An 18,728-nucleotide genomic window follows, 5' to 3' on the forward strand; every position below is an offset into this window, starting at 1 on the left:
GTTCGTCATCCCGGCTTTCGCCGGGGCGACGATTGGTCACTTGCACTGATTCCGCAGATCGATTTCGACGTCCGATGACAGGCCGGCGATCAGTGCGCGCGGGCTCTTTTCGTCGATCATGATCCGCACCGGCACGCGCTGGGTCACCTTCACCCAATTGCCGTTGGCGTTCTGCGCCGGGAGCACCGAGAATTCGGAGCCCGTCCCCGCGCCGATCGAGCCGACATGGCCCTTGAGCTTCAGCCCCGGATAGGCATCGAAGCTCACTTCGGCGCACTGGCCGACGCGCATCTTGTTGAGATCGGTTTCCTTGAAATTCGCCTCGACCCACGAAAGATCGCTGGTGACGATCGTCACTGCGGGCAGTCCGGTCATCATCTGCTGGCCGACCTGCAGGCGCTCGGTCTGGCTGACGATACCGTCGGCAGGGGCGTAGATCCGGGTGCGGCTGAGGTTGAGCAGCGCCTGCTCGCGCTGGACGCGCGCCGCGGCGATCGCCGGGTTCTCGCCGGGCACCGCCGCGCCGGTGGCGAGCTTCGAGCGCGCCTCGGCGGCGTCGGCCTGCGCGCTCTGCAGCGAGGCGCGGGCCTGTTCGAGCGCGTGCTGCGCGGCCTGGAAGCTGGCGCGCGTCGTGAAGCCGCGCTTCATCAGCTCGGCCTGGCGGCCATAATCTTCCTGCGCCTGCGCGATGCGGTCGCGCGCGGCCTGGATGTCGGCGCCGGTGCCGACATAGCTGGTCTGCAGCGTCTGGAGTTCGACCTGCGCGTTGGCGATCGCCGCGTCGGCCTGCGCCACTGCGATGCGATAGGGGCGGGGTCGATCTCGAAGAGCAAGTCCCCTTTCCTGACGCGCTGGTTCTCGCGCACCGCGACCTTGACGATGCGTCCGGCGACTTCGGCCGAAACCGAGACCTTGTCATGCTGGACATAGGCATTGTCGGTCGAAGCGAAGCGGCCCGAGGTCAGCCAGAAAAAGCCGACGATCGCGAGGATGATCAGCGGCACGCCGAACATCAGCAGCGGCCGCAGCCAGCTGCGCTTCGCGCGGGGCTCGGTGGCTTCCTGCACCGGCTCCGTCTGTGTGGCGGGTTCGATGACGATCGCCTCTGCGGGCGTCTTTTCGATCTTGGGATCGGCGTCAGCCATTTGCGGCCTCTTTGGTCTCGGGTCTGGTTTCGGTCATGTTAGATCGGATGACGTTGAGCGAAGCGACCAGCGCATCGCGCTGCGCAGCGTCCAACCCATGAAGCGCCGCTTCGATCATCTCGTTGGCGATATCGTGGAGCTCGGCGAGCACCGGGCGGGACTTTTCGGTGAGATGGATGCGCCAGGCGCGCCGGTCGGCGGGATCGGGGCGGCGCTCGACGAGCCCGGCTTCCTCCAGCCGGTCGATCATCCGGGAACTGGTGATCGGCTCGACTTCGAGCAACTCCGCGAGCTGTCCCTGGTTTAGTCCCTCGTGGCGTTCGAGGAGCTTGAGCGTGCGCCATTGCGGCCCCGTCGCGCCGCTCTTGCGCGCGCGCTCGTCGAAGCGGCGACGCATAATGCGCGAGACATCGCTTATCAGGAAACCGACATTATGGGCCATAGCACGCACATAGTAAGCAGGCTTATAGATTGCAATCGAGGACCAGCTTGCATTGTGCGATGCAGCAATTGCACGGAGGACAATCATGGCGGGTGAGATGACGGGCGGATGCCAGTGCGGGCGCGTGCGCTATCGCGCGACGGTGCACGACGACGAGGCCTATCTCTGCCATTGCCGGATGTGCCAGCGCGCCACCGGCGGGGTGTCGATCGCGTTCAAGAACCTGTTCAAGAGCGACGTGCATTGGGAGACCGAGCCGGATCGCTACGATTCGTCGCCGATCGCGCAGCGGGGCTTCTGCTCGACCTGCGGGACCTCGCTCACTTATGAGGCGCACGGTCACGACCGGATGGATATGACCGTCGGCAGCTTCGACGATCCCGGGGGTTTCGTGCCCACCGAGCATTCGGGATGCGAGAGCTGGCACCGTGCCTGGCTTGACACCAGCCACCTGCCCGCCTCACGGACCGATCAGAACCCGAGCCTCGTGCAGCGCTGGATGAGAACCGTTGGCAAACTTCCCGACTGAGACGCACCGCTTCAAGAGCTTCGACGGAGTCGAGCTCGCCTGGACCGAGATGGGAGAGGGACGCCCGGTGGTGCTGATCCACGGCTATTTCTCCACGGCGCACGTCAACTGGATCAAATACGGCCATGCCGAGAAGCTCGCCGCGCGCGGCTTTCGGGTGATCATGCCCGATCTGCGCGGGCACGGGCTGAGCGACCGGCCGCACGATCCCGCCGCTTATCCGCCCGACGTGCTGATGCGCGACGGCTTCGCGCTGATCGAGCATCTCGGGCTGACCGATTACGACCTTGGCGGCTATTCGCTGGGCGGGCGCACGACGCTGCGCATGCTCGTCCACGGCGCGAAGCCGCGGCGGGCGGTGCTGTGCGGCATGGGGCTGGCGGGGCTGACCGACACGCATGGGCGGGGCACCTATTTCAGGCGGGTGCTCACCAATCTCGGCACCTTCGAGCGCGGTAGCTCGGAATGGATGACCGAGGCGTTCCTAAAGACGACCAAGGGCGATCCGGAGGCGCTGCTGCTGATCCTGCAGACCTTTGTCGATACGTCGAGGGAGGAGATCGCGGCGATCGATCTTCCCGCGCTGGTGGTCACCGGTGCCGAGGATTTCGACAATGGTTCGGCGCAGGAGGTGGCGGATCTGCTGCCGCAAGGGCGTTTCGTCGAGATACCGGGCAATCACATGAGCGCGGTGACCCGGCCCGAGCTGGGGGATGCGATCGCGGAGTTTTTGGCGGACTGATCTCTACACCGTCACCCCGGCGAAGGCCGGGGCCCAGAGCCAGGAACGACATCGCTCGTGACCCTGGATCCCGGCTTTTGCCGGGATGACGAAGAGGAATGCTTGACCCCGTCCAGCCGCCGCGCGACTGTCCGCCATCCTAAGATCCTCGGGGTTTTTCCACATGATCCGTACCGGCATCTCGATGCTCGCGCTCGTCTCGTTCCTGGCCGCTCCCGCGGTCTCGCAGACCGCGCCGGCGACACCTGCGACCAGTGCGCCCACTGCCGCCGAGGCACAGGCGTTCATCGACCGCGTCCAGAAGGAATATACCGAGTTCAACCTGATCAGTCAGCGCGTCGCGTGGATCAACGCGACCTACATCACCGACGACACCGATGCGCTCGCCGCCGAATATGGCGCGCGGGGCACCGAAATGGCGGTGCGCTATGCGCTCGAGGCGGCGAAGTACCAGAATGCGCCGGGGCTGAGCGCCGAGCAGAAGCGCCAGCTCACCATGCTGCGCAGCGCGATCACGCTTCCCGCGCCGACCACGCCGGGCGCCGCGCAGCAGCTGTCGGACATCTCGACGCGGCTCGGATCGATGTACGCCAAGGGCAAGGGCACGCTGAACGGCAAGCCGATCAACGGCAGCGACATCGAGGCGGCGATGGGTGAGAGCCGCAATCCGGCCGAGCTCAAGGAGATGTGGGTCAGCTGGAACGACAATGTCGGCGCGCCGATGCGCCGCGATTATGCCAAGATGACCGGCATCGCCAATCAGGGCGCAACCGAACTCGGCTTCCCCGACACCGGCACGATGTGGCGTTCGGGTTATGACATGCCGCCGGAAGAGTTCGCGAAGCTGACCGACAAGCTCTGGGCCGACGTCAAGCCGCTCTACCTGGCGCTCCACACCTATGTCCGCCGCAAATTGAACGAGAAGTACGGCGATGCGGTGCAGTCGAAGACCGGGCCGATCCGCGCCGATCTGCTCGGCAACATGTGGGCGCAGGAATGGGGCAACATCTACGACGTTGTCGCGCCCGCCGGCGCCGGGGATGTCGGCTATGACGTCGGCGAACTGCTCAAGGCCAAGAGCTACGACTGGAAGAAGATGGTCCAGACCGGCGAGGGTTTCTATTCCTCGCTCGGCTTCACGCCGCTGCCCGAAAGCTTCTGGCAGCGTTCGCTGTTCCTCAAGCCCGCCGACCGCGAAGTGCTGTGCCATGCCTCGGCATGGGATGTCGACGAGAAGGACGATCTGCGCATCAAGATGTGCATCAAGGTGAATTCGGACGATTTCGTCACGATCCATCACGAACTCGGCCACAATTACTATCAGCGCGCGTACAAGGATCTGCCGCAGCTCTATCGCAACGGCGCGAACGACGGCTTCCACGAGGCGATCGGCGATTTCGTCGCGCTTTCGATCACGCCCGAATATCTGGTCCAGATCGGCCTGCTCGACAAGAGCGCCGTGCCGGGTGCCGACAAGGACACCGGGCTGCTGCTCCGCCAGGCGATGGACAAGGTGGCGTTCCTGCCGTTCGGGCTGCTGGTCGACAAATATCGCTGGCAGATCTTCTCGGGCGAGATCAAGCCCGACGGCTATCAGGCCGGATGGGACAAGCTCCGCCTGCAATATCAGGGCCTCAAGCCGCCCGTCGCGCGCGACGAGACGCGCTTCGATGCAGGCGGCAAATATCACGTTGCAGGCAGCGTATCCTATACGCGCTACTTCCTCGCGCGGCTGCTCCAGTTCCAGTTCTACAAGGCGGCGTGCGATCAGGCCGGCTGGAAGGGTCCGCTGCATCGCTGCTCGTTCTACGGGAACAAGGAAGTCGGCGCGCGGCTCAACAAGATGCTCGAGATGGGCGCGTCGAAGCCTTGGCCCGACGCGCTGCAGGCATTCACCGGCACGCGCGAGATATCGGGCAAGCCGATGATGGAATATTTCGCGCCGCTCAAGAAGTGGCTCGACGAGCAGAACAAGGGCCAGCCGCAGGGCTGGTGACACGCCGCGCTTCAAAAGGGGAAACAGGATGATCAAGTACGTGATGGCGCTCGGGCTGGCGGCAGCGCCGTTGGCGGCCCAGGCGCAGACGGTGGGACCGGTCTCGGTGGAGATCGTCACGACCGGGCAGGTCAGCGTGCCCGCGCAGCGCTATCGCATGTCGGTGGCGCTCACTGCCAAGGGCAAGGACGAGGCAGCCGCGGGCGTGGCGCTCGCGGCCAATCGCGCCAAGGTGATTCAGGCACTCACGACGCTCAATATCCGTGAAGGGCAAGGCGAGATCGGTACGACCAACTCGCTGATGGGTCTGATCTTGTCCTTCGCCGGCGCCAAGTCGAAGCCGAGCTTCAGCCTCGAAACGCTCGAGGAGGATAGCAAGGAGACGCCGCAATCCACCGCCACCGAGACGCTGCAGTTCGACGCGCCGACGCGCGCCGCGATCGAGAGCGCCAAGGCGCCGATCGAAGCGAATGGCGGCAAGCTCGACGACGACGTGCTGCCGCTGCTCACCGACTATGTCGCGCCGACGCGGGCGGCCAAGGCCGCGGCGATCAAGAAGGCGCAAGGCGAGGCCGATGCCTATGCTGCGACGCTCGGGCTCAAGCGCAGCGCGATCGTCAAGGTCAGCGAGAAGCAGGATCCGACCGCCGGCGCGCTCGCGCTGATCGGCGAACTGGTGACGATCGTCGCACCGAAGAAGGATGGTGCCGCCGATCAAGTCACCGTCAACGCCAGCCTGGTAGTGGAATTCCAGCTCAGCCGCTGAGGCGGATCATTCGGGCAATTCCTCGGGGATCGTGTTCTCGTCGGCGATCCCCGCAGCAAATTCGGCGGAACTGTCGGTGCCGTCGGGCTGATGCGCGTGCGGGGTTTCGGTTTCGGGCTGTTGCTCGGGATCGATCATGGCGTTCTCCTTCGAGGGGAGAACGCTTGGGGTGCCCTGATCCTCCCCGCTGCGCGAGGGAGGATCAGGGAGTTACCGGAACGGCGGTTCGTTGAACGCCCGCAGCTTGCGGCTGTGCAGCTTGGCGCCTTCGCGGCGGAGCTCCTCGACGGTCTCGATGCCGATGCGGAGATGCTCGTTGATCGCGCGTTCGTAGAAGCGATTGGCCTGGCCGGGGAGCTTGAGCTCGCCGTGCAGGGGCTTGTCCGACACGCAGAGCAAGGTGCCGTAGGGCACCCGGAAGCGATAGCCCTGCGCGGCGAGTGTCGCCGATTCCATGTCGACGCCGACCGCGCGGCTGAGCGAGAAACGCAGGGCCGTAGCCGAATAGCGCAGCTCCCAGTTGCGGTCGTCGGTGGTGACGATGGTGCCGGTGCGCAAGCGCAGCTTGAGTTCGTCGCCCGACTGGCCCGAAACGGTTTCCGCCGCGCGGGCGAAGGCGAGCTGGACCTCGGCGATCGCGGGGATCGGGATTTCCGGCGGCAGCACGTCGTCCATGATGTGATCGTCGCGCAGATAGGCGTGGGCGAGGACATAGTCGCCGATCCGCTGGCTGGGGCGCAGGCCGCCGCAATGGCCGATCATCAGCCAAGCCTCGGGGCGGAGCACTGCGAGGTGATCGGCGATGGTCTTGGCGTTGGAGGGGCCGACGCCGATATTGACCAGGGTGATCCCCGTCCGGCCCGGCGCCATCAGGTGATAAGCCGGCATCTGGTGGCGGCGCCAGGCGCTGTCCGAGATGAGGCGGTCCATGTCGTCGGCGCTCTCGATGACGATGCCGCCGGCACCCGAGACCCCGGTGTAGCGACTGTCGGGCCCGAGCTGGCCGCATGCCCAACGGACGAATTCGTCGACATAGCGGTGATAGTTGGTGAACAGGATGTATTGCTGGACATGCTCGGTCGGCGTGCCGGTATAGTGGCGCAGGCGGGCGAGGCTGAAATCGGTGCGCAGCCCGTCGAACAGCGCCAGCGGCCGGATCCCGTCGGGCGACACCCACAGGCCGTCGGCGATCTCGTCACCGATATGGGCGAGCTCGGTCGCGGGGAAGTGGCGGGCGAGCTCTGTCGCCGAGACTTCATCGAGACTCAGCGCATGGCCCGGATCGAGCACATAAGCGAAGGGGATCTCCTGCCGCCCGGTCGTCGCATCGACCTCGACGTCATAATCCTCGATCAGGAACGTGAGCTGCTCGATCAGATAGTCGGAGAACATCGCCGGCTTGGTGACGCTGATGCGATACTCGCCGGGATCGACCAGCCGGCCGAATGAGCGGGGCGGCGCGGGGCGGTCATTGCCGCCGCGATAGGTGAGCCGGATCTCGGGATAGGCGAAGGAGCCGTCGGTGCGGCTCGAAGGGGCCGGCGGCGTGCCGTCTTCGAGATAGCGGGTGAGGGCGGCCTGGAGGCGTTCGACCGAGGCGCGATAGAGGCGGTCCAGCTCGGCGACGATGTCTGATGCTTGAGTCATCTTCGACCGCTAATGCGCGAAGATGACTCTGGCAAGACTGCGGATCGTCGGCCTCCGCTCGTGAAAGAGCAGAGGCCGATCGAATCATTTCTTCGAGGCCGGTTCCTTTTCGCCGCCCAGTTGGGTGGCGGCATAGACCGCGCCGCCCACCGCAGCGGCGGCACCCGCGGCGACCGCGGCTGCGGCGACCGGGTGGTCCTTCACTGCCTGCACCGTCGCATCGACTGCCCCGGCAACCGTTTCCTGCGCCGAGGCGAGGAAGGACTTTTCGGAACCTTGGCTCTGGACGGGGCTCTCGCTGCCCGAATCGCTCGTGCTGTTGCTGTTGGCCATGACGCTTCCCTTTCGTAGAAGTACCCTGGATCAACTCCCGCAACGGCACGGCAGTTCCGTTACGGGTGCGGCGTTACAGCTGGCCGAGCAGATAATCGGCCGAGCTGACTTCGAACGCGCCGGGCGCCTCGACATGGAGCTGCTCGACGACGCCGTCATTGACCAGCATCGAATAGCGCTTGCCGCGGGTGCCGAGGCCGAAGCCGCTGCCGTCCATCTCGAGGTCCACGGCCTTGGCGAAGGTGCCGTTGCCGTCGGCGAGCATCGTCACCTTGCCGTCGACGCCGCTGGCCTTGCCCCAGGCGCCCATCACGAACGCGTCGTTGACCGCGGTGCAGGCGATCTCGTCGACGCCCTTCGCCTTGATCTCGTCGGCCTTCTCGACAAAACCGGGGAGGTGCTTGGCCGAGCAGGTGGGGGTGAAGGCGCCGGGCACCGAGAAGAGCGCGACCTTGCGGCCGGCGAAATATTCGTCCGAGCCGATCTGCTCGGGGCCTGCCTCGGTCACCTTGACGAGCTGGGTGCTGGGGATGCGGTCGCCAACCTGGATGGTCATTTCACTCTCCTTTTGAGGTCAATGCTCCAATCGGCGCGGTCGATGACATTTTCAAGCGTGACGGACCCGAAACCGAAGCGATAAGTTGTCGCGGCATGGATTCGACGCCTTATCTCACCGGTCAGTTCCTCCTCGCGATGCCGGGGATCGGCGATCCGCGCTTCGAGCATGCGGTGATCGCGATGTGCGCGCACGACGAGGAAGGGGCGCTGGGCATCGGCATCGGCGAGACGATCGAAGGGCTGGGGCTCCACGAATTGCTCAAGCAGTTCGAGATCGATCCCGGCGAGGTGCCCGACGCGCCGGTGCATTTCGGCGGCCCGGTGGAGCCGCGGCGCGGCTTCGTGCTGCACTCGACCGACTGGGGCGGGCAGGACACGATCGATGTCGGCGGGCGCTGGGCGCTTTCCGGCACGATCGACGTGCTCAAGGCGATCGCCGAGGGAAAGGGGCCGAGCCGCTGGCTGGTCGCATTGGGCTATGCCGGCTGGGGCGAGGGCCAGCTCGACGAGGAGATGACCCGGCACGGCTGGTTCAGCACCAGCGGCGACACGAAGCTGCTCTACGATGTCGACGCCCGGCGACGCTGGGCGCAGGGATTCGAGATCGCCGGAATCGATCCGCGGCTGCTGGCGAACAGCACCGGGACGGCGTGAGTCGCGAAGCCGTGTCGTTGGATTTGCGGCGCTTAACTTCGCACTTTTCCCGCGAATTGGGAAATTCCGTTGCGCGGGTGCGCAAGTAAATTTCCTGTGTGCGGTGTTTACGATTGGCCGCTGGGGCGCTGGTTCTTCTGTGAACATAAAGAGAACATAGTTGCTTTAGGCCATGTAGGAAAGAGGCGCTTAGGGCAGGAGGGAAGATTCTAATTCTCCGTCACCCCGGCGAAGGCCGGGGCCCAGAGCCACTGGCGGTGTTCCTCGTGACTCTGGATCCCGGCCTTCGCCGGGATGACGAAGATGGGGCTGGAGGGCGGGGATATCAGTTCTTGGAATCGGCCTTGGCGAATTCGCGCAGGGCGTCCTTGCCGATCCAGCGCCCGGTCTTGTCGGGTGCGGCGGCGAGAGTGGCGGCGAGATCGCGGGCGGCTGTGCGCAGGGCGGGGCTCTTGCTGCCGCCGATCGCGCGCAATGCCCAGCTGACGCCTTTCTTGACGAAATTGCGTTCGTCGCTCGCCGCGGCATGGATCAGCGGCAATCGGGTGAGATAATCGGCCTCCGTGCCCTTGCGGTGCAGGGCGCAGCTGGCGAGCAACGCGAAGGCCGCGCGCCGGCCAAACTCATGGTCGAGCATCGCCCAGCGATCGATCATCGCGAAAGCATGCGGGGTGCGGTCCCACAGCTTGAAGCAGGCGGTGTCGGTGACGGCCCAATTGTCGAGATCGGCGCACCAGCGGTCCATCCGTTCGGGCGTCACCGTGGCGGGATCGTCGACCATGCAGGCGGCCATCCGCGCTTCGTAGACGCCGCTCCGCCAAAGCGCCTCGGCCAGCTCGGGGTCGCGGCCGAGCGGCTTGGCGACGGCGTGGATCTTCGCCATCGGCACGCCGAGGACGCGGTCCGCGGTGACGATGCCGAAGCGCGGGCCCATCGTGTCGCGAAACGCGGTGTCGGCATGCGCCTCGAGCGCGCGGAGGACAGGGGTGATGTCTGGGGTCATCGACGCGCAGGATAAGGCGGGAAGCGGTGATGCGAAATGGTTTCGCTTCCAGATTGGTTAGCGTTAACATGTGGCGCGACCGAGCGACGATTTCGGCGAGGAGAGGGCTATGATCCGGCACTTGCTTGTGGCGTGCGCGATGGCGCTTTGTGCCAGTCCCGTAGCGGCGCAGACCGTCGGAATCTTCGCGAACCATGCCGATATCGGCGAGACCGCGACGCCGGGGAGCGTCAGCCTCGATGCCGACCGTTACCGGGTGACCGCGAGCGGCGCGAACATCTGGGGCGAGAAGGACGCGTTTCATTACGCCTGGGTGCAGCGTTCGGGCGATCTCCACATCGCCGCCGACATCGCGTGGGAAGGCAAGGGCAAGGATCCGCACCGCAAGGCGGGGCTGATGATCCGGCAGAACCGGACGCCCGGCTCGCCTTATGCCGATGTGATGGTGCACGGCGACGGCATGGTCTCGCTGCAATATCGCGCCGAGCAGGACGGGCCGACGCGGCAGATCGTCTCCGCCGTCTGGCATCCGCGGCGGGTCCGGCTCGAGCGCGAGGGGAATTTCGTGACTTTCTCGGTCGCCGGGCCGGACGGCAAATTGGTCCATGCCGGCGGGAGCTATCGGATCGCGTTCCAGGCGCCGGTTCTGGTCGGGCTGGCGGTGTCGGCGCACGACAATGCGGTTACCGAGACCGCGACCTTCGCCAATGTCGAGATGCAGGTGCCGAGCCTCGCTTATGTGCCCGACACCGGATACGCCGCGAAGGTCGAGAGCACGCTCGAAGTGATCGAAGTAAGCGGGGTGCAGAGCCGCCGCGTCGTCCGTCATTTCCCCGGCAAGATCGAGGCGCCCAACTGGACGCGCGACGGCAAGGCGCTGGTCTATAATGCCAATGGCCGGATCTGGCGGATTCCGGTGGAAGGCGGCGAGCCGGTCGCGATCCCGACCGGGCGCAATATCAGGAACAACAACGATCACGGCATCTCGGCCGACGGCAAAGGTCTCGTGATCTCGGATCAGTCCGAACCCGACAATCTCTCGCGCATCTTCGTATTGCCGCTCGCCGGTTCGGACGCGCCGCGCGAAGTGGTGAGCGATCCGAAGGCGCGCTCTTATTGGCATGGCTGGAGTCCGGACGGGAAGACATTGGCCTATGTTCGGGTCGGCACCGATGACGATGGCTACGATATCTGGGCGAAGGATCTGGCGGGCGGTCCGGCGCGGCCGCTGATCGTCGGGCCGGGAGTGGACGACGGGCCCGAATATTCGCCTGACGGCAAATATCTCTATTTCAACTCGACCCGCAGCGGCGCGATGGCGATCTGGCGCGCCAGTGCCGACGGCAGCGATCCGGTGCAGCTGACTCGCGATCCCGATCGGCGCGACTGGTTTCCGCACGTGTCCCCCGACGGAAAGTGGATCGCCTTCGTGTCGTTCGGGCTGGACGTGGCGCTGACCGACCATCCGCCCAATCGCGAGGACGTGGCGCTCGAGATCATGCCTGCCGACGGCAGCGCGCCGCCCAAGGTTCTGACCCGACTGTTCGGCGGGCAGGGGACGATCAACGTGCCGAGCTGGTCGCCCGACGGGAAGCAAGTGGCGTTCGTAAGCTATCGGCTGGTGCGGTGAGCGCCCGATGCGGCGCAGTGCCGCTTTTGCGGGACGAGGTGCGGGCGGCGGCGGCTGGTCCCGGGACCTTTCCAGCGTAATCATCCGGCCGTTGCCAGCCGATCGGGGAGCGTTGGGGATGCGTTACCGCCTTGCCGCCATGTGCGTCGCCATGCTCGCCGCCGGGCCGGCACAGGGGCAGGATTTCCCGGCGATCGGCAGCCAATATATCGACTTCGGTGCGTCGATGGCGTCGGTGGGGCAGATGAACAATGTTCTCGGCTCGACGGTGCGCAGCGGTGGCGGCGATCGTCGGGCCGCTACGCCGACCCGCCCGACCGGGGCTACCAGCACGCGCTATCGCGGCTCTCCGGCGATATCCGCGCAGGTCCGCGCGAAATTCGCCGATTTCGTGGCGCGGGCGGACCCGGCCAATGCTGAACAGCTGCGCAAGGTGATCCAGCAGCAGGACCTGCTGGGCATGTGGGAAAAGCATGTCGCGGTCGACGGGTTGCGGCGCGGCGACGTTGCGGACGCGATGACGAGCTATTGGGTGCAGAACTGGCAGATTGCCAACAAGGTGCCGTTCGCGAGCCGCGCGCAGGTGCAGGCGGTGCGCGGGCAGGTGGCGCGGGCGCTCGGCGAGAGCCCGGCCTTTGCGAAGATGGGCGATGCCGAACGGCAGGCGATGGCCGAGACGTTCATGCTCAATTTCGTCGCGCAGGGGTCGGCTTATTCGGACGCGGTGACCCGGCGCGATGCCGCTGCGGCTGCCCGATTCTCCGATGCGGCGACCGCGCGGTTTCGTACCGATATGAACCTCGATCTGCGTCGGCTCAAACTGACCGAGGCGGGACTGGTCGGCTGAGCGGGTACATATAAAGATATCTTTATATCCCACTTGCGCATTCCCATCTGACGCGGTAGGGCGCGCCAATCGCGGCCGGCGAGTCCGGCGCGCGGACCCTTTTATACCTGCTGGAGATCAGCCCGTGGCTACCGTGCTCGACAAGAACGACTACGTCATCAAGGACATCGAACTCGCCGCTTTCGGCCGCAAGGAAATCGAAATCGCCGAGACCGAGATGCCCGGTCTGATGAGCTTGCGCGAGGAATTCGGCCCGTCGCAGCCGCTGAAGGGCGCGCGGATCACCGGTTCGCTCCACATGACGATCCAGACCGCGGTGCTGATCGAGACGCTGACCGCGCTCGGCGCCGACGTCCGCTGGGCGACCTGCAACATCTTCTCGACGCAGGATCATGCCGCCGCCGCCATCGCGGCCGCCGGCATCCCGGTGTTCGCCGTGAAGGGCGAGAGCCTGGCCGAATATTGGGACTATGTCGGCGACATCTTCAACTGGGGCGCCGATAGCGACGGCACGACTGCCAACATCATCCTCGACGACGGCGGCGACGCGACGATGTTCGCGCTTTGGGGCGCCAAGCTCGAGGCCGGCGCGACGCTCGGCGAGCCGGAGAACGACGAAGAGGTCGAGTTCCAGCGCGCGCTCAAGGCGTTCATCGCCAAGTATCCGGGCTACCTCACCCAGACCGTCAAGAACCTGAAGGGCGTTTCGGAAGAGACCACCACCGGCGTCCACCGCCTGTACGAGATCGCCAAGAAGGGCGAACTGCCGTTCCCGGCGATCAACGTCAATGACAGCGTGACCAAGTCGAAGTTCGACAACCTCTATGGCTGCAAGGAATCGCTGGTCGACGCGATCCGCCGCGCCACCGACGTGATGCTCGCCGGCAAGGTCGCCGTGGTCGCCGGCTTCGGCGATGTCGGCAAGGGCTCGGCCCAGTCGCTCCGCAACGGCGGCGCGCGCGTGCTCGTCACCGAGATCGACCCGATCTGCGCGCTGCAGGCGGCGATGGAGGGCTTCGAGGTCGTGACCATGGACGAGGCCGTGAAGCGCGCCGACATCTTCTGCACCGCGACCGGCAATGCCGACGTGATCACCGCCGATCACATGCGCGCGATGAAGCCGATGGCGATCGTGTGCAACATCGGCCACTTCGACAGCGAGATCCAGATCGCCGCGCTTTCGAACTACGAGTGGGACGAAGTGAAGCCGGGCACCGACCTGGTGAAGTTTCCCGACGGCAAGCAGATCATCATCCTCGCCAAGGGCCGCCTCGTGAACCTCGGCTGCGCCACCGGCCACCCGAGCTTCGTGATGTCGTCGTCCTTCACCAACCAGACGCTCGCGCAGATCGAGCTGTGGACGAAGGGCGAGAACTACAAGAACGACGTGTACGTGCTGCCGAAGCATCTCGACGAGAAGGTCGCGGCTTTGCACCTCGAGAAGCTGGGCGTGAAGCTTTCGAAGCTCAGCCAGAAGCAGGCCGACTATATCGGCGTGCCGGTGGAAGGGCCGTTCAAGCCGGATCACTACCGCTACTGATCGGACGACCGATCGAGACAAGAGGGCCGCGGTGCGAACCGCGGCCCTTTTTCATTGCAGGCCGAGCGCGGCTTTGAGCGGGCCCAGCCAGGGTTCGTAATGGCGCCATTGATCGACCGCGTCGCGGTTGATCGGGCGGCGTACCTGTTCGGAGCTGGCGGTGCGAACCGGGCGCTTGTTCTCGTGCGGAGCGAGACAGGCCGCATCGAACGGCAGCCCGAGAAAATCGAGCATCCGGCGGATTTCGGCCTCGGGATCGGCGAGCAGGGCCTCGTGCTGGATCCGGTGGATCACGCCGGGCATCGCGCCGTCCAGATGTGCCATCAGGCGGACATTGTCGCGATAATAGGCGCCGAGATCCTCGAGCGAATACGCGAAGGTCTGGCCACGCGCGAAATGCTGTTTGAAGTTGGAGAAGCAGCACGCCATCGGATCGCGCCGGGCGTCGATGATCCGGGCGTTGGGCAGGATCAGGTGAATGAAGCCCGCATAGAGCCAATTGTTGGGCAGCTTGTCGATGAAGAAGGGCGCGCCGGTCTTGCGGTGGCGGGCGGCGCTTTCGAGGTAGCGTGCGCCGAGCGCGGCGGCAGTGGCAGAGTCGAGCGCAGTGACGATCTCGGGATGCGCAGCGGCGCGGTCACGCCAGCGTTCGGCGACGAGCGCCTGAACGAGCTGGGGGATGTAGGGGAGCTCCGCGGTTCCTTCGATTTGCGGGTGGCTGGCGAGGATCTGTTCGAGCAGGGTCGAGCCGGCGCGGGGCAGGCCGAGGATGAAGATCGGATCGGCCGCCGGCGTGCCCCAGCCGGCGCGGGCGGCGAAGAAGTCGCGGTCGTAGATGCGGATCGCGCGATCGACTTCGGCGCTCACCAGCTGCCGGTCGTGCGGTTCGAGAGCGAGCCGCAGGCGATTGCCTGCGGCGTAACGCGCGAACGAGCGCGGCCAGTCCCGGCGATCCTCGAGCGCCTTGCCGAGCGCGAAATGGAGAAAGAGCGCCTTCGGGTCGGTGGGCGAGGCGGCGAGCGCGCGTTCCATCGTCGCGACATCCGCATCGGTGATCCGCCCGGCCTTGAGCTCGGCGAGCGACCACCAGGCTTCGGCGAGATCGGGGGCGATGCCGGTGGCGCGGCGATAGGCGGCGACTGCATCGTCCTGCCGGCCGAGCGTCTTGAGCAGATGGCCGTACCACATCCAGACATCGGCATTGTCGCCGATCCGGGCGAGCAGCGCCTCATATGTCGACGCGGCTGCGTCATAGTCGCCGAGCTGGGCGAGGATATTGGCTTTGGAGCCCGCCGCGCGGACATGGGCGGGGTCGCGTTCGATCGCGCGGTCGAGCAATGCGAGGCCTTCGTCGGTGCGGCGCTGCTGGACCAGGACGAGCGCGAGGTTCACCCAAGCCTCGACATGATCGGGGGCGAGTGCGATCGCCCGGCGGAGCTGCGCCTCGGCCTCCGGATAGATGCCGACCGCGCTGGCCACGTCGGCCAGCATCAGAATCGCGACGACGTTGTTCGCGTCCTGACGTAGCACGGCGCGGACCGCGCGTTCGGCGGCCGCCAGATCGCCGCGGGCGAGGGCCGCGCCGGCTTCGCGGAGGAGCGGTACGCTATCGGTGGAAACGGTCATCGGACTGCGATGCCAGCAAATCGGCGATAGCCCAAGAAAAAGGGGCCGGGAATGATCCCGGCCCCCAAAGCTTTGCCCGAAGTTCCGATCAGAACTTGGCGACGAAGCCGGCATAGAGGAAGCGGCCGACATTGTCGTAGATGCCGCTGCCGAAGCCCGCGCCGGTGGTGCCGAGCGGCGGCAGGGTATCGAACACGTTGTCGACGCCGAGGTACAGATTGTACGACTTGTTGACGTCGATCTGGATGCGGGCGTTGTGGTAGAAGGTCGACGGATACCAGGCGATGTCCGAGTAATCCGCATTCTCCGGGTCGCGGCCCTGCACGGTGTGCGTGTCTTCCCAGGCGCCCACGGTCATCTTGCCGACGTAGCGCATCTTGTAGCCGAGCGTGATCGGACCGGTCTGGAAGTCGACGCTCCACTGCGCCTCGTCCTTCGGGAAGCCGAGCTCACCCAGATCCTGATCGCGACGACCCGGATCCGCCGGATTCAGATAAGAGTCATTGCGGAAGTTGTGCGTGTAGATCGCACGGGTCGACAGGTTTCCGAGGTTGCCGATCGCACCGCGATAGCCGACCTCTGCGTCGATGCCGCGAACCTTCAGCTTCGCGTAGTTGAGCGGCTGGCCAATCAGGTTGTTCTCAAGGATCTGCCCGGGAATCTCGCCGCGCGGACCGGTTCCCGCTCCAGAATAGCGCTGGAACAGCGAGCAAAACTGATTGTTGAGATCCGACGCATCGTAGCAAGCGTTGACGATATCCTGCGCGCTGGGCGTCGAGATCGTGTTGTTTACCGTGATGTCGAAGAAATCGACGGTGAGCGACAGACCCCGCACCCAACGCGGCTGCAGGACGAAGCCGACCGTGTAGGAGTCTGAAGTCTCCGCCTCAAGATCGGTATTGCCGCCCGAGCGGAAGCCGAGCGAATCCAGATACTGATAATTGAAGCCAGCGAGGCCCGCCGCGTTGCAGTTCGCCTGACGGGTGGACGAGCCTTCACCGATCTGAAGGGCTGAGCAAGGGTCCTGGAACCCGGGCGCGTAGTTCTGCCCGAACGGCGTGTAGAGATCGACCAGGGTCGGTGCGCGGACCGAGCGCGAATAATTGGCGCGGATGCGCAGATCGCGGACCGGCGACCATTCGAGGCTGCCGTTATATGCCCAGACGTTGCCGGTTGAGCCCTTATAGTCGGCGTAGCGCGCTGCACCGCTCAACGTCAGGCTGTTGAAGAACGGTACGTCCTTCAGGAGCGGCAAGCTGAGCTCGCCGAACACTTCCTTCACTTCGAACGACGTCGGATCGAAAGTCGGGATCGAGTTGTAGAAGGTCAGGCCGGCGTCGGTGAACTCGTCCTGCGTGTAGAGCGCGGTCTCGCGGCGATATTCGGCACCGAACGAGATGCCGACCGGACCGCCCGGCAATTCGAACCACTTGCTCGAATCACCGCTGACGAACGCATTCGCGACGAACTGCGTGATGCGGCCCTTGGCGATCGAATCCTGGAGCAGATAATTCCGCGCGGCATCGCTGACGTTGCCGACACCGAACAAATTGACCGGCCGGCAGGCGGCCACGTCAGCCGCGAGCTGCGAGTTGGCGAAGGCCTGATTAGCAGCACCCTCGAGTGCAATGCGGGCCGCCGGATCGACGGTTGCGCGGCAGACGATGTTGCCGTTGGCCACGCCGTTCTGCACCACACCCTGATCGACCGCATCGATCGCAAGCAGGAAGCGCTGCAGGTTGACGTTGCCGAGGATCTTGTTCGTTTCGTCGAACTGACCGTAATTGCCCGACACTTCGTACGACCAGTTGCTGCCGAGGTCGCCGCGGACGCCGCCGACGAGACGGTAGGTCTCGCGCTTGATCGATTCCTGACGGTTCGTGAGGCTGGTCGCGTTCTCGTTGAAGTAGAAGGGCTGGCTCGTGCCCGCCGCAACGCCGTAATAGTCGTTGAGGAAGTTGCGCGACTGCGCGCTGAGGTAGGGATTGTCGGTGTAGAACACCTCACGCGGCGAACCCGTCACACCGCCGTTGAAGAAGAACGGACCGCTGGCGCTGCCGAGAACGTCGGAACGCACATATTTCGCCTCGACAAACGGCACGAACGCCGGCGAGATCTCGAAATGCCCGATCAGATTGGCGCTGTAGCGGTCTTGCTTGGGCCGAAGGCCGAGCTGGGTGCCGTCACGGAAGTTATCACCGTTTCCGCCGATGAAGCTGCCGAAGCTGCCGACGCCGATGCGGGTTCCGGTACGCGGCAATAAGTCGCCGTTCGGCTGGAAGCCATAGGAGCAGTAGAAAGTGCCGCAGCTATTGCCGAGGAAGGTGCCGCCGTTCGAATACGTGGCGCTGCGGATGTCGCGGGAGAATACGCGGTCGGGCTTGCCGTCGCTGCCGTTGGGCGAGAGCGCGGGATCGCTGTCGACGACCACGAAGCCGTTGTTGTTGCGGTACTCCTTGCGGTCCGAAGCGTAGAAGTCGCCCTGATGCGCATATTCGAGGTTGAGCGCGATGTTGCCGCGGCCGTCGGCGAAATTCTTGCCGGCGAGCGCGCTGATATAATAATCGGACGCGTCGGCATCGTCACTGAGGCCGCCCTGACCGCGGATCTGGAAGCCCTCGAAATTGTCCTTGAGGACGAAGTTGACCACGCCCGCGATCGCGTCCGAACCATAGACTGCCGAGCTGCCGCCGGTCACGATGTCGACGCGCTCGATCAGATCGGTCGGCATGGAGTTGACGTCGGGCGATACGGCGTTGTTGAGGATGTCGCCCGCAACGTGGCGACGGCCGTTGACCAGCACGAGGGTACGCTGCGGACCGAGGCCGCGCAGATCGAGCAGGTTCAGGCCCGCGGTGCCGAGGAAGCGCGTCGAGTTCGACTGGCTGAAGGTGCTGGTGAGCGCCGGTAGCTCGTTGAGGACGTCGCCGACCGAAGTGGTGCCGGTCTGGAAGAATTCCTCGCCGCCGATCGACGTCACCGGAACCGGCGAGTCAAGGTTCGGACGACGGATGCGCGAGCCGGTGACGACGATCGTTTCGCCCGGTGCCTCAGTGGTTTCCTGCGCCTGGTCGACGGTCGGTGCGGCCGCGGGGGTCGTCTGGTCGCCGGTGTCCTGTGCATATGCCGGCGCGGTGCCGATCAGCGCGAGACCGAGCAACGCACCCGAACCCAGTGCAGTGGCGGAAAGAAAGCCCACTTTCATCTCGTTACCCCTAATTTCTTGCTGTTACCCGGGAGGGTTGCCGACGCGTGCGGCCGGTGACAAGT

The 18,728-nt window shown here is 65.3% G+C and carries 18 protein-coding genes; 8 read left to right on the forward strand and 10 right to left on the reverse strand.

The window, feature by feature from the left end:
* Positions 1 to 36: 36 nt before the first annotated feature.
* The 3 genes from PIB19_RS02940 to PIB19_RS02950 are packed head-to-tail and all read right to left on the reverse strand — an operon-like array spanning position 37 to position 1,542.
* A complete protein-coding gene (locus PIB19_RS02940) occupies positions 37 to 648 on the reverse strand; it encodes an HlyD family secretion protein (RefSeq protein ID WP_271240894.1) in 612 nt (203 codons plus the stop codon).
* Positions 648 to 1,145 carry a biotin/lipoyl-binding protein gene (locus tag PIB19_RS02945; protein WP_271239609.1) on the reverse strand — a complete coding sequence of 166 codons (498 nt, stop codon included), beginning with the start codon at positions 1,143 to 1,145 and terminating at the stop codon, positions 648 to 650. Before PIB19_RS02945 ends, PIB19_RS02940 begins: the two co-directional genes overlap by 1 nt.
* Entirely contained in the window at positions 1,138 to 1,542 is a 405-nt protein-coding gene (locus tag PIB19_RS02950) for a MarR family winged helix-turn-helix transcriptional regulator (protein WP_271239610.1), read from the reverse strand. The genes PIB19_RS02945 and PIB19_RS02950 overlap by 8 nt, the downstream gene beginning before the upstream one ends.
* 130 nt (positions 1,543 to 1,672) lie before the next feature.
* Here PIB19_RS02950 and PIB19_RS02955 point away from each other — a divergent pair, with 130 nt between their 5' ends.
* From PIB19_RS02955 to PIB19_RS02970, 4 genes are all read left to right on the forward strand, one after another.
* Positions 1,673 to 2,116, forward strand: coding sequence for a GFA family protein (locus PIB19_RS02955; protein ID WP_271239611.1), 444 nt, complete (start codon positions 1,673 to 1,675; stop codon positions 2,114 to 2,116).
* A complete protein-coding gene (locus PIB19_RS02960; protein ID WP_271239612.1) occupies positions 2,097 to 2,858 on the forward strand; it encodes an alpha/beta fold hydrolase in 762 nt (253 codons plus the stop codon). Before PIB19_RS02955 ends, PIB19_RS02960 begins: the two co-directional genes overlap by 20 nt.
* 163 nt (positions 2,859 to 3,021) lie before the next feature.
* Complete coding sequence (locus PIB19_RS02965) at positions 3,022 to 4,854, forward strand: M2 family metallopeptidase (protein WP_271239613.1); 1,833 nt, start codon at positions 3,022 to 3,024, stop codon at positions 4,852 to 4,854.
* A 28-nt stretch (positions 4,855 to 4,882) separates the two neighbouring features.
* Entirely contained in the window at positions 4,883 to 5,620 is a 738-nt protein-coding gene (locus PIB19_RS02970) for an SIMPL domain-containing protein (protein WP_271239614.1), read from the forward strand.
* A 6-nt stretch (positions 5,621 to 5,626) separates the two neighbouring features.
* On the opposite strand, the gene PIB19_RS02975 is transcribed toward PIB19_RS02970, so the two are convergent.
* From PIB19_RS02975 to PIB19_RS02990, 4 genes are all read right to left on the reverse strand, one after another.
* Positions 5,627 to 5,758, reverse strand: coding sequence for a hypothetical protein (locus tag PIB19_RS02975; RefSeq protein ID WP_271239615.1), 132 nt, complete (start codon positions 5,756 to 5,758; stop codon positions 5,627 to 5,629).
* 72 nt (positions 5,759 to 5,830) lie between these two features.
* On the reverse strand, positions 5,831 to 7,267 hold the full coding sequence (locus PIB19_RS02980; RefSeq protein WP_271239616.1) for an AMP nucleosidase: 1,437 nt from the start codon (positions 7,265 to 7,267) through the stop codon (positions 5,831 to 5,833).
* 84 nt (positions 7,268 to 7,351) lie between these two features.
* The gene (locus PIB19_RS02985; protein ID WP_271239617.1) at positions 7,352 to 7,600 is read right to left on the reverse strand and encodes a hypothetical protein; all 249 of its coding nucleotides are present in this window, start codon (positions 7,598 to 7,600) and stop codon (positions 7,352 to 7,354) included.
* A gap of 73 nt (positions 7,601 to 7,673) precedes the next feature.
* The gene (locus PIB19_RS02990) at positions 7,674 to 8,156 is read right to left on the reverse strand and encodes a peroxiredoxin (RefSeq protein WP_271239618.1); all 483 of its coding nucleotides are present in this window, start codon (positions 8,154 to 8,156) and stop codon (positions 7,674 to 7,676) included.
* 95 nt (positions 8,157 to 8,251) lie between these two features.
* Between PIB19_RS02990 and PIB19_RS02995 the strand changes: the two genes are divergently transcribed.
* Complete coding sequence (locus PIB19_RS02995; RefSeq protein ID WP_271239619.1) at positions 8,252 to 8,812, forward strand: YqgE/AlgH family protein; 561 nt, start codon at positions 8,252 to 8,254, stop codon at positions 8,810 to 8,812.
* A 325-nt stretch (positions 8,813 to 9,137) separates the two neighbouring features.
* Here the strand turns inward: PIB19_RS02995 and PIB19_RS03000 are convergent, their stop codons facing one another.
* Positions 9,138 to 9,815 (reverse strand): DNA alkylation repair protein, encoded by a 678-nt coding sequence (locus PIB19_RS03000; protein WP_271239620.1) that lies wholly within the window; start codon positions 9,813 to 9,815, stop codon positions 9,138 to 9,140.
* Positions 9,816 to 9,924: 109 nt separating this feature from the next.
* Between PIB19_RS03000 and PIB19_RS03005 the strand changes: the two genes are divergently transcribed.
* The 3 genes from PIB19_RS03005 to ahcY all read left to right on the forward strand — a co-directional run bounded on the left by PIB19_RS03005 (position 9,925) and on the right by ahcY (position 13,832).
* Positions 9,925 to 11,445 (forward strand): TolB family protein, encoded by a 1,521-nt coding sequence (locus tag PIB19_RS03005; RefSeq protein ID WP_271239621.1) that lies wholly within the window; start codon positions 9,925 to 9,927, stop codon positions 11,443 to 11,445.
* 118 nt (positions 11,446 to 11,563) lie between these two features.
* Positions 11,564 to 12,292, forward strand: a complete 729-nt coding sequence (locus PIB19_RS03010) for a DUF6683 family protein (protein ID WP_271239622.1) — start codon at positions 11,564 to 11,566, stop codon at positions 12,290 to 12,292.
* 124 nt (positions 12,293 to 12,416) lie between these two features.
* Positions 12,417 to 13,832, forward strand: a complete 1,416-nt coding sequence (gene ahcY, locus PIB19_RS03015) for an adenosylhomocysteinase (RefSeq protein ID WP_271239623.1) — start codon at positions 12,417 to 12,419, stop codon at positions 13,830 to 13,832.
* A gap of 51 nt (positions 13,833 to 13,883) precedes the next feature.
* Here ahcY and PIB19_RS03020 read toward each other — a convergent pair whose 3' ends face one another.
* Together PIB19_RS03020 and PIB19_RS03025 are read right to left on the reverse strand one after the other, a co-directional pair.
* The gene (locus PIB19_RS03020) at positions 13,884 to 15,458 is read right to left on the reverse strand and encodes a tetratricopeptide repeat-containing sulfotransferase family protein (protein WP_271239624.1); all 1,575 of its coding nucleotides are present in this window, start codon (positions 15,456 to 15,458) and stop codon (positions 13,884 to 13,886) included.
* Between the two features lie 88 nt (positions 15,459 to 15,546).
* Positions 15,547 to 18,663: a TonB-dependent receptor domain-containing protein gene (locus PIB19_RS03025; RefSeq protein WP_271239625.1), complete on the reverse strand. Its 3,117-nt coding sequence runs from the start codon at positions 18,661 to 18,663 to the stop codon at positions 15,547 to 15,549.
* Positions 18,664 to 18,728: the final 65 nt, after the last annotated feature.

It is taken from the genome of Sphingomonas sp. 7/4-4 (assembly GCF_027941955.1).
In the GTDB taxonomy this organism is placed as follows: domain Bacteria; phylum Pseudomonadota; class Alphaproteobacteria; order Sphingomonadales; family Sphingomonadaceae; genus Sphingomonas.